Consider the following 15090-nt stretch of genomic DNA (forward strand, 5'->3'; position numbering starts at 1 on the left):
TACTCCTATATTCATTGGACTAGAAATTGTAATGTTGGGAGTTTCCTTTTACATTGAAAGAAAAGCAAAAAAGGCAATTTCTAAATGGGGATTAGAAAAAGAATATAAATCTCTAAACAAAACCCAACGTTTCAATAGAAATACCTTCGCATTCTTATTTTTATTTGTAGGATTTGCTCTTTTCTTTTATCTAGGCATAACATATTTTAGTGGATATTTATTGAATATAAAGACTAATGCCTAGTGCCTAGTGCTTCCCTTTTATAAGAATAAAAATAGTAAAATAAGCAGAACTGCAATAAATCTTTTTTTAACTACTTATTTTTTAAATCCTACGTCTCAAAAAACGAGCATTCTACTTAAGAATGCTCGTAACTATTTTTGCTAATTTTCTTTCTCCTTAAAGTTCGTTCACCAATCTTTGAAACTCAATTGGATTGTCTTTATTTGCTTTTAATTGAACTGCAGCTTGACCCGAAACAACAATTATTTTATAATTGTATTGACCTAAAGTTAATAGTTCTGTTACATCGTTTCGTGCTTCTAAGGTATTTACAAATTCTAAACTATAAACATCACCAGTATACTGGATATTGTAATTTCTAGTTAGTAAGTTTTGCTTTGTAGTTAGACTAGACCATGGAAGTTGATAGGTTCTAGTACCAATTGAAGTATATACCAAAACGAAACCATTGTCGTAAATATCTTTCGTTAAAGCAGGAAACTCAAGTTTGAAATCGATCCACTTGTATTCATAAGTATTTCCATTCTGATGTTCTGTCCAATCTTCATTCGATACAGTCAATTTGAAGCTTAGTACATTTGCATTTCCATCGGCACCTTTTAGCTCTAAACCTAATCCCCAAGTGGTATCCCCTTCGTCATCCGTTACTGCAGGACCGTAAAGCACACTGCTTGTTTTATCCAAATAAAAGTCACCAGTATTTCCGATCGTATTCCCTGGTGCACCTTCGCCAGAAAGAATTTTTGATCCATTGGTTCCATTGGTTCCATTAGTTCCATTAGTTCCATCAGTACCATTGGTTCCGTTAATACCGTCAGCTCCGTCAGCTCCATCTGTTCCGTTAGTACCATTGGTTCCAGCAGCTCCCATTAACGAAAATCCATCTGTATCGGTCCAATTATCCGCATTTACTTTGGGTCCGTACAACATTCCTGTTGCAATATCCAGATAGTAATCACTAACTGCACCAACAGTAGCTGCAGGCATACCCTCGCCACTATAAATTATGCTTCCATCATCTCCTGCTGGTCCAACTGGTCCGGCAATCCCTTGCTCTCCTTGATCCCCTTTTGGACCCAATAATCCAGCTTCACCATCATCGCCACTACATGAAACCATAGAAATACTTAGCGCTATAAAAGCGATTGCGAAAAAATAAAGTTTACTCGTTTTCATTTTTTTTGTAAATTTGAAATGATTAATAATATGGAATTAAAGAGATCTTACTTGATGTTTAATTCCTTTTTAATTATGTACTTCCGGAGGCTGTCACCTCCGGATTTTTTTTAATAAGTAGCTAAGCCCGCCGAAAGTAATACAACGCCAATAAGAAAGGTGGCCAAAATAGATACTCCGATTACTAGAATTAGACTTAAAATAAAGTAGCTGGTCTTTTTTTCTTCACTTACCTTTGTTATGGGAACAAAACCGATGTATAAAATATACAAAGAATATATGCCCGCAATAAGGCCCAGAATAGAAAGACTAGGAAGAATGTAAAAAACTCCTGCAAGCCAAATTGGCGTATAAGAATAAGCTACCAGTTTAATTGCATTTGTAAAACTCAGCTCGGTATTAAAGGTAGCTGCCAACTTATGAATACAGAAAGCACTTACAAAAACACCTGTAAAAGCTCCTACAAAAGCAAGAATTGCTTGATGTAAACCCCAACTAAGAGAGGCTACTTTGAAATAGCTTCCCATGCCTATTAATCCATAACCAATAAAAGATGCTATGCTAGGAATTAGAACTAAAGGGAGCACGTAGGACAGTAAAAAATCTTTCCGATTTATTTGCTCCTTACCAATGGTTTCCCATGCTAGCTTGGGCTGAATAAGAATCAGTTTTATTCTGTCGATTAAATATTCAATATTTATCATGATATCAGGATTATTAATTACGACTCTAGTAAACTCTGTAAAATCCCATTACTACCTTCTTTTTTACTGTTGGAGCCTCCTGTTGATAACTGATTGATTAGCTTACTAATTGGCATGGATTGCAACCATACTTTTCCTGTTCCCTGAAGGGTAGCTAAAAACAAACCTTCTCCTCCAAAAACCATAGATTTTAAATTACCAGCTTGTTGGATACTAAAATCAATTCCTTCCTGAAAACCAACCACGCAACCAGTGTCAACGCGTAAAGTCTCACCATTTAATTCATGTTCGATAAGTGTTCCGCCAGCATGAATAAAAGCATTACCATCGCCTTGTAATTTCTGTAAAATAAACCCTTCGCCACCAAAGAATCCAGCTCCTAGCTTTCGATTAAAATGCATACTAATTTTTGTGCCCAATGCGGCACACAAAAACGCATCGCGCTGCACAATTACACTTCCTCCCAATTGTTCCAAATCTAATGGTACAATGGTTCCAGGATATGGTGCCGCAAAAGCAACCTGACTTTTTCCCGTTCCCCGATGGGTAAAATGGGTAATAAATATAGACTCCCCGGTAATTTTTCTGGAGGCCGCCGATAGTAGTTTCCCAAAAAGACCTTTGTCTGGTTCAGAACCATCGCCCATCTTCGCATGAAACTCAATTCCTTCTTTCATATACAACATGGCACCTGCCTCGGCAATTACTGTTTCGTTTGGATCTAATTCAATTTCTACCAATTGAATATCATGTCCTTTAATTGTATAGTCTATTTCGTGTGATTTCATAATTTTTAATTTATTAGTCATTATTTAACCCCGAACCCCAACAATTAGAGCTAATACCAATAGGGCGATTTTTTTCACAAATTGTAGTAACATAAGCACTCCTATCAAACAAAAAAGTAAGGGGCCATAACTAATTAAATAGGTGAAAATATTTGGACCAGCTTCAAGTAAAGAAGCGTCGGGAAATTCAGGATCGTAATGCACGGTAACCGTACGGCCTTCCGCATATTTCTGAATCTCTTTTTTAACACTCGAAGAATTACTAGTACTTCCATCAGTGGTAGAGATTCGAGTTCCTAAATATTCTTTTCCTTCCACCAGATAAGTGTAAATAATATCGGAATTGTACATTTTCGTACCATCACTTATCGAGGTGTGAATAGTTGCCGAAGTAACTGTACCTTGTACAGTTGGCCAAGACTTAGAAGCATTTGCTTCTTCGACTAAAGTTTGACTTATATTTTCGTAAAAAAACCAACCACCAATAATAAATACAGCCGCAAAAATGAGTGTTGCAATGGGTGAACTTTGTTTGTTTTCCATAATTTCTGTTTTTTAAAAATTAAACGCATCCATTAGCTGAAGCATTTCCGATTTTGATTGAACAGAGCTGGATACAAGAATGATATAAGTATCGTAAGTTGGAATATCAACAATCAAAGAAATACCATCTTCGTCGTCCATTTTACCGTAAAAACATTTTTTCCCGCTATGCGTAAATACTTCCAGATTTTGTTGTTGCGAAAAATCGCCGTTTTTTCGTGATGTAGCCGCAACTGCTAAATTTTCACTCATTCCTTTCATAAACATGGCACTATAGGTTCCCTGGGTATTCATTACCATCATTTTTCGGTAATTATTAGAGTGAAAGGAATTTGCAATTTTCTGAAACTTATCATAAGGATACTTTACCGGAATTAAATCCTCTACATCCTCATCGTCATCCTCATAACCAGCCTCACTAAATCCTTCGCTCAAGCCACCAAACATTTGTTGTTGATATTGATCCTGATCTACGTATTTAATAGAGGTAGGAGGAATAAATTTGGAGCTCGATACCGAACTGTTTTTTTCAAACTTAACAGCAGTTTCTTTCGCTTCTATTCCTAACATTTTGGCTTCCGATTTTAGGGTAACACCTTCGTATACCCAACAAGTGGCGCCCATCAACTTCACTACTTCACATTGATTACCCAAAACATTCTCGGTGCCAACAATTTCACCACCTAATGATTCCAGAATGTCTTTTCCCATCTTTTTCTTTTCTGCTTCGGTCATATTTTCAGTAATATCCTGAAAAGGTATCGTTCCTTTTTGTCCTGTTTTTTCAATTAAATTAGCATTCCAAAATTGGCCATCTTTATTAATTGAGATGGTATGCGTTTTAGTTTCACTTTTAATTCCAAACACTTTTGTAACACTAAGCGATTTAGTTTCTGTAAAAGATGAGTTCCCATAGTTGTCCCACCAAACAGACTTGGTGCCAGTTGTATTTCCACTTAACTGATATTCAACATGCCCCGATTTAATGGCATATTTTTGAGTCCTTTGTTGTGCTGTAGTTACCTGCACCATCATCAGACATGTTAGGATGAAAAATATTTGTTTCATAAGTTTTTGGATTTGTGTTAAAAGCACATGCTATAAACAGGTTAAACAAAAGATACATCGCACTTATTTAATTAGAAATAATTCCTGTTTGGGACTTGTGTTACTATGGTTGAACGGTTGTAAAGTGAATCGGTTGAATGCCCAAACAGGAAGTCCTAACTAAATGTATGTAGTTACATATTTTTCTAGAAATGATATAGTAAACCTACTCCTGCAGACAAGTAACCTGTGTTACCAATTGTGTATTTTAAATCTGCATTGAAATACATTTTATCGGATAATGCAAAACGACTACCTACACCAATATTAAAACCAACATCGTTGCCTGAATCGTCTACATCAGTAATAAGATCTCCAATAAAATCGGAATACTCACCATACTCATCGCCATATGAATCAGCACCATCAAAATCCCATTTCCAAAAGGTTACGTTTAAACCTCCAATGGCATAAAAAGTGCTTTTATCATCACTAGAAAACACATAATGTGCATCAAAATCTAATGTTGACCAATTCACATTATTTTTCTTAAAATAATAGGTGAAAGCGGGAGCAATTTCCCAAGTGTCGCTTGCTAAATAAACCCCTTTAGCTTCAATACCCATAGTACTGATATCTGTTGCATACTTAAGACCTGCACCGGCCATAATTTTTGAGTCTTGTGCTTGTGTTGTTAGACTAAAACATACAGAAAGTACGGTTGCGAATAATAAAATTACTTTGTTTTTCATTTTGTTTCGTTTTACTAGTTTTTAAAAATATTTAATTAAGGTTATAGAACTTTTACTTCCACATCTACCAAAGCTGTTGTTTCAATATTGAAACTAACTGGTTGTTCGGTAACTGTGCCAGTAAGAATAAGTTTTAATGTTTTATTCAATAACAATGTATTTGCTATTGCCTCTAACTGTACAGTTGTGAAATTCACGAAAAGAGATTGGTTCTCTGAAACTGTAGGAATGTCGAAATCGAAATTTAAATCAGGTACGCTAATGGTTAATGAGTTTACCTCTCCTCCAGTTAAATCGGTTATTTTACAATTTACAGCCGTTACATCAACAGCCTCGAGCTTGTTCAAATAGTCTTTAATTTCACTGATAGATGCAAAATCGAGATTAATTGTCTCTGAAAACGGATAAGCTGTCGCAACTTTCATACTACCTTGGTCAGCAGTATTTACCGTAATCTGTGTTGTTTTTGACAATTCGATATCGTAAAAGTCTTTAGTTTTCAAATCATTTACTTTATCGCATGATGCGAATCCTATGGTAATCGCGAATAAAATTAGTGTGGTTTTTTTCATATGATTATAATTTGTTTTTTAGTTGCCATATGGAACTTACCATGTTGGGATAATCATTTCCCTGTGTGTTAAAATTGCTTTGACATGGACGTTTCATAGCTTAATTTGTTTCTATTATGTTATTTAATTCATAGATATAGTAATGTCCAAAACGTCCGCTCCGGTCTTCAATTATTTTGGCATATACTCCTGGTCTATTCGTAATCATCCACAACTTGTAGCACTCTTCACGAGAACCAACAGACTCAACAACTGTGCATTCGTAGGTTCCCGAAGCCGTATTTATTTCTTCATTTCCAATTACCCGAAACGAATTATCTTGTAATGGATATAATTTACTTCCATAATTAAAATCAAAAACATTGGGAGGTAATTCTGCATCGTCTGGAAGATTATATCGGTCATATCCATAAAATATAAAATCGATACTTAAAATTTGTTCGTCTTTATTGGCAGATACATCGGCAGTCAATTTCTTAGTCTCAAAAACTTCTGTGCCCTCTACCAATGTCGAAAAATTATATTCCAATTGACTTGTATTCACTAAAGACATCAACATTTCGAAAGGATCGGTCCAAGGCAATTTGTTCTCTTCCCCATCATACTTGTAATCTCCATTTTCATCGAAAAAATCGGCTTCGGTAAAAGTTAATCTTTCAATTTTTTGAGAAGTAGCCTCTGATTTATGCAAGACTATTTCTACTCCGGCATTTTCTAAAAGAAATTCTTTATCACTAAGTTTAAAGATTCTGTTTTTACCACTAATTTGTCCAATTCGACCAATCAGCAACAAGCTTTTCTCTTTTTGATTATATATCCACATGCCGCCACTTTTGGATTGCACTCCTGGTTCTTTCTCGATAAAAGTAAATTGATCTGGAGCTTCAAACTTTAGGATTCTTGTCACCTCATCATTGGTATCATCGGCAAATTCCCATGAACCTATTAAGCCCGATTCTGAATTACCCTTGGCTATTTCATCCATATTTAATCGAGATAAAAACCATTTTTCGCCGTTCTTTTCGAAACTTAATTCCTTCTGATCTAAATTTGTAATCTTACAGTCACCTCCAAAATCTTTATCCATACTCGATTCCATAATCAACTTCTCTTCTTTTTGATTATGCGTCCAGGTTCCTACGTTAATTCCTTGAGTCATAATAAGCCCTTCTGCGTTGTAGTCTATTACAAATAATGGCTCATCCACTTTATCTCCCACCACTATTTTTGTAACTAACCACGAACCCTCAATTTTTTGAGCTCCTGCAGTAAAAATCAATACAACTATTGCCAGCAATAAAAATGTTAACTTTTTCATTTTCTTAAAGTTTAGTTTGCTTTACTCAAAAGATTTTATCATTTCATTGTAAGCGTCCCTAATTTCACTCTCGCTTAAGTCTGGTTGCTTTTCTTTGGCTCTTTTTCTAAAATCGTCGTAAGAAATAATATTCGGATTCAAATTCATTTTTTCAGCTTCCTTTTCAGCTTCCTTCATCCACTTCTCCATCTCTGGCATCGCATTTTCTAAAAGCTCTTCGGCCTTTTTAAGCTCCTTTTGTAACTCACTTTCGGTATTAGAATTTGGCTGAGCAGGTTTTTCTTTCCCAATATTATCATCGGCATTGATATAAGCATTGATGAACTGAAAAGCATCCTCTTTTGTCAATCCGCTCTTATCATTTTTAATCTCATCCATAAGGCCCATCTCGTTCAACATCTGATCAAAATCAACTTGATTGGGAGCATGTAAACTATCCTTTTCATCGTATTTTAGAAAAAAATCAATCATTGGCTTGGCAGTATCAATCGACTTTTTGTTTGCCTTTATGTAAGCTTCCTGAATCTTATCTCCTTCGTTGGTCTTCTCTTTTGTTTGAGCGAACAAAACACTACTGGTGAAAAGACAAATGATGATGACTACAACCTGTTTCATACCTTTATTTTTTGTGATAATGAATACAAATACTCTCGTATTACTTGATCATTTTATTACAGATCATTTATGTCTTTGTGAGGAAAATTAGGAAGCTCGAAATAGCTATTGGCTACCGAAACCTCGAATTTTATACTTGTAGCTTCTTCAATAATGGTAATTCCTGCTAGGCTACTTACCGATTTTAGAGTTAAGCCTTTGTAAATCCACTGTTTAATACCTAAAAGCTCCCAAACTTCGCAATCGTAACCAAGCACTTCTTCATTATCTAATTGTACACTGCCAGCATTTACCATAGCTTCTCGTCCAGCTACCATAGCATCCAGATTATTCTGACGCATGTAATCGATTAAAGGATCTTCTTTGGTGTAAATAATACTTTTACTATAATCCACCACGTAAATTTTCTCATTATCAATTTTATAGGCACTACGAGCATTGGTAGTTGTTGATTCCTCTAATCCTTGTGCATTAATGATAGTAAGTGTTTCCGATTTATCCTCAAAACGAATTTCAAGAGCTCCAAAATTTTTGAAATACAAATCACTGGTACCCGATCCGTTTACATATGGACCCGAAATTGAGCTTGCAAACTGTATAATTCCAGTTTCTACTCCGTATCTTTTAATGTCTTTACTTGTTAAATCATCATCCTTATCGCAGGAAACAAATCCGGTAAGAAAAAGTAATATGCCTAGGTACTTTGCTATGTTTTTCATCATTCTATTTATTAACTGTTAATAATGTGTCTTAACTTCTTTTTATTAATTGGGAACTACGTAAAATCCAGTATTTTCCCTCTCTACAATTGTTGTTTCTTTAGCTCCCGGTCTACTCAACCAAAAGTCTTCTTCTGAGCTTATCATTCCCTCGGTACTTCCTTTGTCCAAATCGCAAGTGTAAGTTCCACCAATTTCCAAACGATCCGATTTGCTGTGTACAGAACCATCATTATTGTAGGTTATGTATCGAACTGTTAGTTTGTAGTTGTCATTTTCATCCACATCTAAAACCTCCATTTTACCCAAATATCCATCCGATGTACCGTAAATAATAGTAGTCCCATTTTTCAAAAGAATTCCTGATTGATTGGATACTGGAATATTTCCGTTGCTTAAAGAATTCATTTTGTTATCGATCGCCTGACGATCTAAAGAATTAAAAACTGAATTACTTGACGTATTGGTAGTTGCAGATGCCGTATTTCCTTCTGTTTTCACAAACTCGACTCTTCGATTGTTTGCTTTTCCCTCTGCAGTGCTGTTGTTATCAATTGGTTTACTTTCTCCAAAACCAGTAGAACTTAGTCGGTTCGATGAAATTCCCATTTGAACTAATTTCTTCATTACTACCTCGGCTCTTTCTTTCGACAAAGTCATATTAAAGGAATCATCGCCATCGCTATCGGTATGACCTTCGACACTAAAGTTTAAGCTTGGCTGTTTCTGCAACAATTCAAAAATCTCATTAATTTGTCCCATGGATTCAGGCTTTAAACTTGCTTTGTTTACATCGAAGCGAATGCCATTACAAATAATCTTACCATCTTGCAATACACGGTCGTAATACTTCACTCCACCTTTTGCAATGCGAATATTCTTTAAGTATTTCTCGTAATCAGACGATGAGTACTTCTCCATTTCAATCGTTAATCCTGATGGATTCGCTTCGTAATGCGGAACATTAATTAAACGAGTGTCATCCATATAAGCTTTCATCTTTCCTTTTGTAAAAGCAATGGAAATGTGACGCCAACCGCCAACTGCATCATGATTACCAGCGCTTTTCCCTGGATAATTAGCCGAACTCGAACCTAGGGTTAAGCTGTTTACATACACATACAATGTTTCATGACCACTATTTCTCTGATTTTTATGATCAAAAAATCGAATAAAGTATCTTCCTGAAGAACCTGCACTAAAAAATGCATCGAACTCTATGGTAAAAACCTCTGGCAAATAATCCTCTTTCGAATTCTTTAAATAAGGAACAATTGTTCCGTGTTCTATAGAGTAGATCACATTTTCACCATCTACCTGAGCGATTTCAACATTTCCTCCAACTAAATCCCAACGACTAGGAAATTCGCCATTCTCTTCTGTTACTGCAGGACTATCTTCAAAGATGACAACATCACCAGGAACAAAATCGAATTTATTCCAAACTACATTTGGCGTATGAGTAACTTTATCTTTAACTTCTGCTCGCTCATTACTATTGCTATTATTATTCTGATTTACTTCTTGATTGTTTTCTTGCGAAGTGCTAGCTTCCTCATTCGATTCTTTCTTCTTTTTCTTTTTCTTCCCAAACAAGCTACCTAAGCCTTCTTCTAATTTATCGAAGCCTTTATCAACACCTTGCTCTATTTTATTATTAGCTCGGCGAGTTCCTTGTTTCTTTACTACTTTTTCTGGCTCCACTACTTGAGCATCTACTAAAGCGATGCAAAGTGACATCAATAATGTTATGAATATTAACTTTTTCATGTCTTTATAATTTTAAGTTGTTGCTGTATGTAATTCGCCAGTTTATTATTTACTCGTGCAGAAAAGTTCTAAATGGCTAATTTCACGTCTTCAATTTTTTTGTTTCGATTATATTGTAAATGTAGGTTCTTAGCAAAGCCATAAATAGGATGTATGTTCCAAAAATAAAAACAAATGTTTTACGCTCTGTCTAATAACAACTTACGAGTTTTTAATTTATCTTATTACAAAGATTTAATTCGTCAAATAATCCCGAAAACGAAATGCAAAACAGGTTTCAACAGCACATGATTCATCAATAAGATCCAAGTATCAAAAAGCTCTAATAACTCCTATACATAGGGCTCTTGCACTATTGAATATTTTAATAAATTTTTAAAACAGGAAGAAGTTGAATGGGAAAAGTGGAAAAAAAAGAAATTAGAGTACTACAAATGTTCCAGTAGGTAAAACAAATGTTCCAAATATATCCTAATGCATTAATTTGGTGGCAATTAACAATACTAAGAAAAGTAATTTTGATAGTTAACAAGCTTGAATTATCGCATAAAAAAATTCGCAAAAACATCTTTTTTCGAAAAATTTTACTTTTTTCATTTAAAAAGAGGCTATTCTAAAATTTGAAATTTGGCTTGAATAATGGCAGAAGATATACTATCAAAGGGCACATAATTGTTGCATCTTTTTTTTATAAAAGGAGAGATTCTAATACGATAAGCTATTGATGCTTGTTTTGTCTCAACAATTTACAGCATAGCATATAGTAATCAATAATGTTTTAACCTTTTTATTTAAGCTTTTGATTCCTTGCTGGATTCAAGCGCACTTAGTGTTAAAATATTTGTGGAAAATAGAGCCTAGAAGCTCGATTACCGTAGCTAAATACAGGTTTCGCTATGTGATTTCACATATTCAGAAGGAGTGCAGCCTTGAATCTCTTTAAAACATTTGGAAAAATAGGAGGTGTCGTTAAATCCGGTGGCAAAACAGACATCACTAATAGTTACATCTGGCTGTACTAACATTTCCGCTGCTACTTTTACCCTTTGAGTTCGAATAAAAGCGGTAGCCGACAGTCCGGTTAATGCTTTTAGTTTTCGGTGAAGTTGGGTTCTACTCATTAACGCCAGTTCGCAAAACTGATCTACACTAAAATCGGGATTCGCTAATTGATCCTCCAAAACTTGCTGTAAGGTTCTGGCAAATTTTTCTTCTTCGGATGGAAATACAATGTTTAAAGGATTAATTACCAACTCGTTTCGATACTTTTCCTGCATCTCTTTTCTGGTAGCAATTAAGCGTTCCACCTTAACAATTAAAGCCTGTGCATTAAATGGTTTCACAATATAATCATCTGCTCCAGCTTTAAGACCATCCAATTCATTATCGTCGCCAACTTTTGCAGTTAAAAGAACAATAGGAATGTGCTTGGTTTTTACATCCTCTTTTAAACAGGTGCATAGTTCAACACCACTAAGTTTGGGCATCATCACATCCGAAATAATTAAATCAGGAATGGTCTCCATCGCCACTTTTATTCCTTCTTCGCCATCTTCGGCTTCCAAAATTTTATACTGATGAACAAAATAGGTTTTGATGTATTTTCGCATGTCTGGATTGTCCTCAACAATCAACAATACGGGTAAGTCTGTCAATTTTTCCTCCATTTCCTCCTCACAAATCAATTCCGATTTTAATTCATTCGCTGATTTTTCCTCCTTCATCATTGGCTCAAGAGAAATTTCATCGGTCTTAAAATGTGTTTTCGTGGTAGGCAATACTAAATCAAACTCTATTAGTTTACTTTTGCTGCAACTAACCGCAATAGGTGCTCGGTATAAAGTACAAAGCTCTTTTACCAACGAAAGCCCAATTCCTGTTCCTTGCGTTTCATTTTCTCCGGCACGGTAAAAACGATCAAAAATATGAGATAACTCCTTACTTGTTAAACTACAACCAGAATTGCTCACCGTTATTTTGCAATAATTTTCGAATGCATAAAGCTTCATTTCTACCTCGCCATTTCCAGGTACAAACTTAAATGCATTGGAAAGCAAATTGGTAACAATTATCTCTACAATATTTTGATCGAACCAAACAATGCCCGATTCATTAATCTCCAATTGATAATTGATTCCCTTCTCGGAAGCCTGATAATTAAAAGCGTTTGAAATTCCTTTAAGAAGATTAGATAAATCTCCCTCCTTCGCAGAAATTTCGAAATGACCGGCATCAATTTTCGAAAGGTTTAAAAGCTGATCAACCAAGGAAAGCAAACGGTCTGAATTCCGCAAAATAAGTCGCATTTCTTCTTGCTCTTCTTTACAGTGTGGTCGACTTAAATGCTTTTCTACCGGTCCTTTTATTAAGGTTAAAGGCGTACGGAATTCATGAGAAATACTACTGAAAAATTTCGATTTCATCTGATTAATTCCTTGTAACTCCCTAGTAACCTTTTGCTTATTCTGATATAAATAATAGAAAAATGCGGCCAATCCACCAAAGAGTAATAACAAAACTCCAAACTGATTTCGTTGCATTTTTTTAGAATCCCCAATTAATTGATTTCTTGTATTTAAAAGATCTATTTGCTGGGTTTTGTTTTCCGACTGATATTTAAATTCCAAATCGTTCATTACTCGTACGGCCTCACTATTGTACAATGAATCGGTAAAATTCTTATTCAATAACAATGCATCACTTGCTTCCTTATATCTTCCGGTAGCGTAATAAACCTCGTACAATACTTTATTTGCTAGAATTAAATTGTCTACCGAATGCAGTTCCTCCGATAATTCTCTTCCCTCCAATAAATTCTTCTCTGCTTCCTGATATTTCTTCAATTTGGAACAAACATCGCCGTGTTGAATTAAAATGGTACTTAAATATCTCTTATCGTTTTTTTTCCGTTGTAATTTCAGTGCCGTTTCATAGTACTTATAAGCTTCGCCATAATCATTTTGAGACATTTTTACCTGTCCTAAAAGTTGATAGCAAATTCCTACCCCAATTGGATTGCCACGAAATCTCGCCAATTCTAACGACTTATTAATATACAAGTTAGCCGAATCGGGCTCTTGCAAGTATAAATAAGACTCCCCTACATTGCCATAGCTAATCTCTAAATGGTACTTATTATCGCTACTCAATCCATATTTTAAAGATTCCTGAAAATAGGATAAGGCTTTTTTGTATTCTTTTTGTACCAGATAGATATTTCCAATTCCGTTTTCGGCAATTGCCTTCCCATAAAAATTATTGCTATATTTTGTTGTATTTATTGAAGAAACAAAGTAATTAACCGCTTCTTGGTTTCGATCTGTTTTCCGACAAACCACTCCTAACTCATTATATATTCTTCCTAATTTGTAATAATCTTTCAGTTTATGAGCGAATGGCAACGCCTTTTGGTAGTAATATTTAGCAGAATCGTAACCATGTGTGTATCGGTGATTGACTCCAATTCGATAAAAAATTTCCGACAAACCAATTGTATCCTTATCGGCCTCTATTTTGTGAAGCAATCGAAACAAATAAACTGGGTATTCACTTTTCAAAATTTTTCGATTATCAGCCACAAATCCAATTACACTATCGGATTGTTCCATTTTCCCCTCCACACTCATCAATTCATTAATAGCTGTTTTTAAACTATCTAAATCGTGAAATTCGTTTTTCTGAACATCCGCCTTAAGTTCAGCTTCCGAAAACAGAATAACTACAAAAAAATAGAGTAGAATTTTTTTAATCATATTAATAACTATAAGGCATGTTAAAAAACCAATAAGAAAACTTACACTTTCTGAACAAAAACAAAACGGACTTATTTTGTCACTTCAAAAACCAAACCTCTGAATAAGTGAATTTAAGACAAAAAGGATGCCCCTGCAAATTTACCAAATAAGTTAACAATACAATTATATTAACATTAGCACTAAACATCAAATATTTTAAATTCGTCAAATAGTAAATTGTATTTCACATTTTACTTTGATAAAAGTAATTGCTCGCTTGTACTAAACCATATTTCACAAGCTCCTATTTTTCCTGTCTTCAACACTTTCTCTCCCATGCAAAAATCTCCACAGATTGGAATATTTATTAGTATCTTTACCATCCTTTACATACACATTTAAACGCCTTCGTATTCGTAAGGCAAAAGGATTATTACAATGGATTTTGAAAGCATAAAAAAGAAACTAGAGCAATACAAAGCCGAAGGAAAAACGATGTTTACCACATCCTCTTTTCAATCGCATAGTCTTGTTTTACTTCATATTATCAGCCGAATAGACAATACAATACCGGTATATTTTATTAATACCGGATTTTTATTCCCTGAAACAATTCAGTTTAAAGATCAAATTGCAAAAGAATTTGGTTTGAACATCGTCGATGCAAAATCGTCTGTTCCAAAAGCACAACAAAAAGATGCGAAAGGAAATTTTCTATTCACTTCGGATCCCGATTACTGTTGTTTCCTAAATAAGGTGCAACCTTTGGATGGTGTTTTGGCGGATCACGACGTTTGGATTAATGGTGTTCGCGCCGATCAATCGGCAGTGCGTAAAGCCATGGAAATTGAACAGGATGCTCCTCATGGTGTAATTCGTTTTCATCCGATGCTAGACTGGACCAAACCCGAAATTTATAAGTACATTAAAGAGCACAATCTTCCTCGCCATCCGCTAGAAGCGAAAGGTTACGATAGTATTGGTTGTGAGCCTTGTACCCGAAAAATGACCTTAGGTGATGATCGATCGGCACGATGGTTTGGGATGAAAAAAACCGAATGTGGTTTAAATACCGATTTGGTGATTAAAAAAGATAAATAAAAATTGC

At 35.0% G+C, this 15090-nt stretch carries 13 protein-coding genes; 1 reads left to right on the top strand and 12 read right to left on the bottom strand.

Annotated features, from left to right (window positions below):
* Positions 1–400: 400 nt before the first annotated feature.
* The 12 genes from BZG02_RS01990 to BZG02_RS02050 form a co-directional block, all read right to left on the bottom strand.
* Positions 401–1420, bottom strand: coding sequence for a collagen-like domain-containing protein (locus BZG02_RS01990; RefSeq protein WP_101259730.1), 1020 nt, complete (start codon positions 1418–1420; stop codon positions 401–403).
* Between the two features lie 110 nt (positions 1421–1530).
* Complete coding sequence (locus BZG02_RS01995; RefSeq protein ID WP_101259731.1) at positions 1531–2124, bottom strand: Yip1 family protein; 594 nt, start codon at positions 2122–2124, stop codon at positions 1531–1533.
* 17 nt (positions 2125–2141) lie between these two features.
* Positions 2142–2912: a TIGR00266 family protein gene (locus BZG02_RS02000; RefSeq protein ID WP_180335593.1), complete on the bottom strand. Its 771-nt coding sequence runs from the start codon at positions 2910–2912 to the stop codon at positions 2142–2144.
* 24 nt (positions 2913–2936) lie between these two features.
* Positions 2937–3455 (bottom strand): DUF3592 domain-containing protein, encoded by a 519-nt coding sequence (locus tag BZG02_RS02005; RefSeq protein WP_101259732.1) that lies wholly within the window; start codon positions 3453–3455, stop codon positions 2937–2939.
* A gap of 12 nt (positions 3456–3467) precedes the next feature.
* On the bottom strand, positions 3468–4523 hold the full coding sequence (locus tag BZG02_RS02010) for a hypothetical protein (RefSeq protein WP_143470406.1): 1056 nt from the start codon (positions 4521–4523) through the stop codon (positions 3468–3470).
* A gap of 185 nt (positions 4524–4708) precedes the next feature.
* Positions 4709–5254 carry an outer membrane beta-barrel protein gene (locus BZG02_RS02015; protein WP_101259734.1) on the bottom strand — a complete coding sequence of 182 codons (546 nt, stop codon included), beginning with the start codon at positions 5252–5254 and terminating at the stop codon, positions 4709–4711.
* Positions 5255–5295: 41 nt separating this feature from the next.
* Complete coding sequence (locus BZG02_RS02020) at positions 5296–5826, bottom strand: hypothetical protein (protein WP_101259735.1); 531 nt, start codon at positions 5824–5826, stop codon at positions 5296–5298.
* Positions 5827–5926: 100 nt separating this feature from the next.
* Positions 5927–7144 (bottom strand): hypothetical protein, encoded by a 1218-nt coding sequence (locus BZG02_RS02025; protein WP_101259736.1) that lies wholly within the window; start codon positions 7142–7144, stop codon positions 5927–5929.
* Between the two features lie 21 nt (positions 7145–7165).
* A complete protein-coding gene (locus BZG02_RS02030) occupies positions 7166–7759 on the bottom strand; it encodes a hypothetical protein (protein WP_101259737.1) in 594 nt (197 codons plus the stop codon).
* A gap of 56 nt (positions 7760–7815) precedes the next feature.
* Entirely contained in the window at positions 7816–8478 is a 663-nt protein-coding gene (locus BZG02_RS02035; protein WP_180335594.1) for a hypothetical protein, read from the bottom strand.
* Between the two features lie 45 nt (positions 8479–8523).
* A complete protein-coding gene (locus tag BZG02_RS02040; RefSeq protein WP_101259739.1) occupies positions 8524–10248 on the bottom strand; it encodes an OmpA family protein in 1725 nt (574 codons plus the stop codon).
* A gap of 878 nt (positions 10249–11126) precedes the next feature.
* On the bottom strand, positions 11127–14000 hold the full coding sequence (locus BZG02_RS02050) for a tetratricopeptide repeat protein (protein ID WP_101259741.1): 2874 nt from the start codon (positions 13998–14000) through the stop codon (positions 11127–11129).
* Positions 14001–14420: 420 nt separating this feature from the next.
* Here BZG02_RS02050 and BZG02_RS02055 point away from each other — a divergent pair, with 420 nt between their 5' ends.
* On the top strand, positions 14421–15083 hold the full coding sequence (locus tag BZG02_RS02055) for a phosphoadenylyl-sulfate reductase (protein WP_101259742.1): 663 nt from the start codon (positions 14421–14423) through the stop codon (positions 15081–15083).
* Positions 15084–15090: the final 7 nt, after the last annotated feature.

This window comes from Labilibaculum filiforme, assembly GCF_002843315.1.
GTDB lineage: Bacteria > Bacteroidota > Bacteroidia > Bacteroidales > Marinifilaceae > Labilibaculum > Labilibaculum filiforme.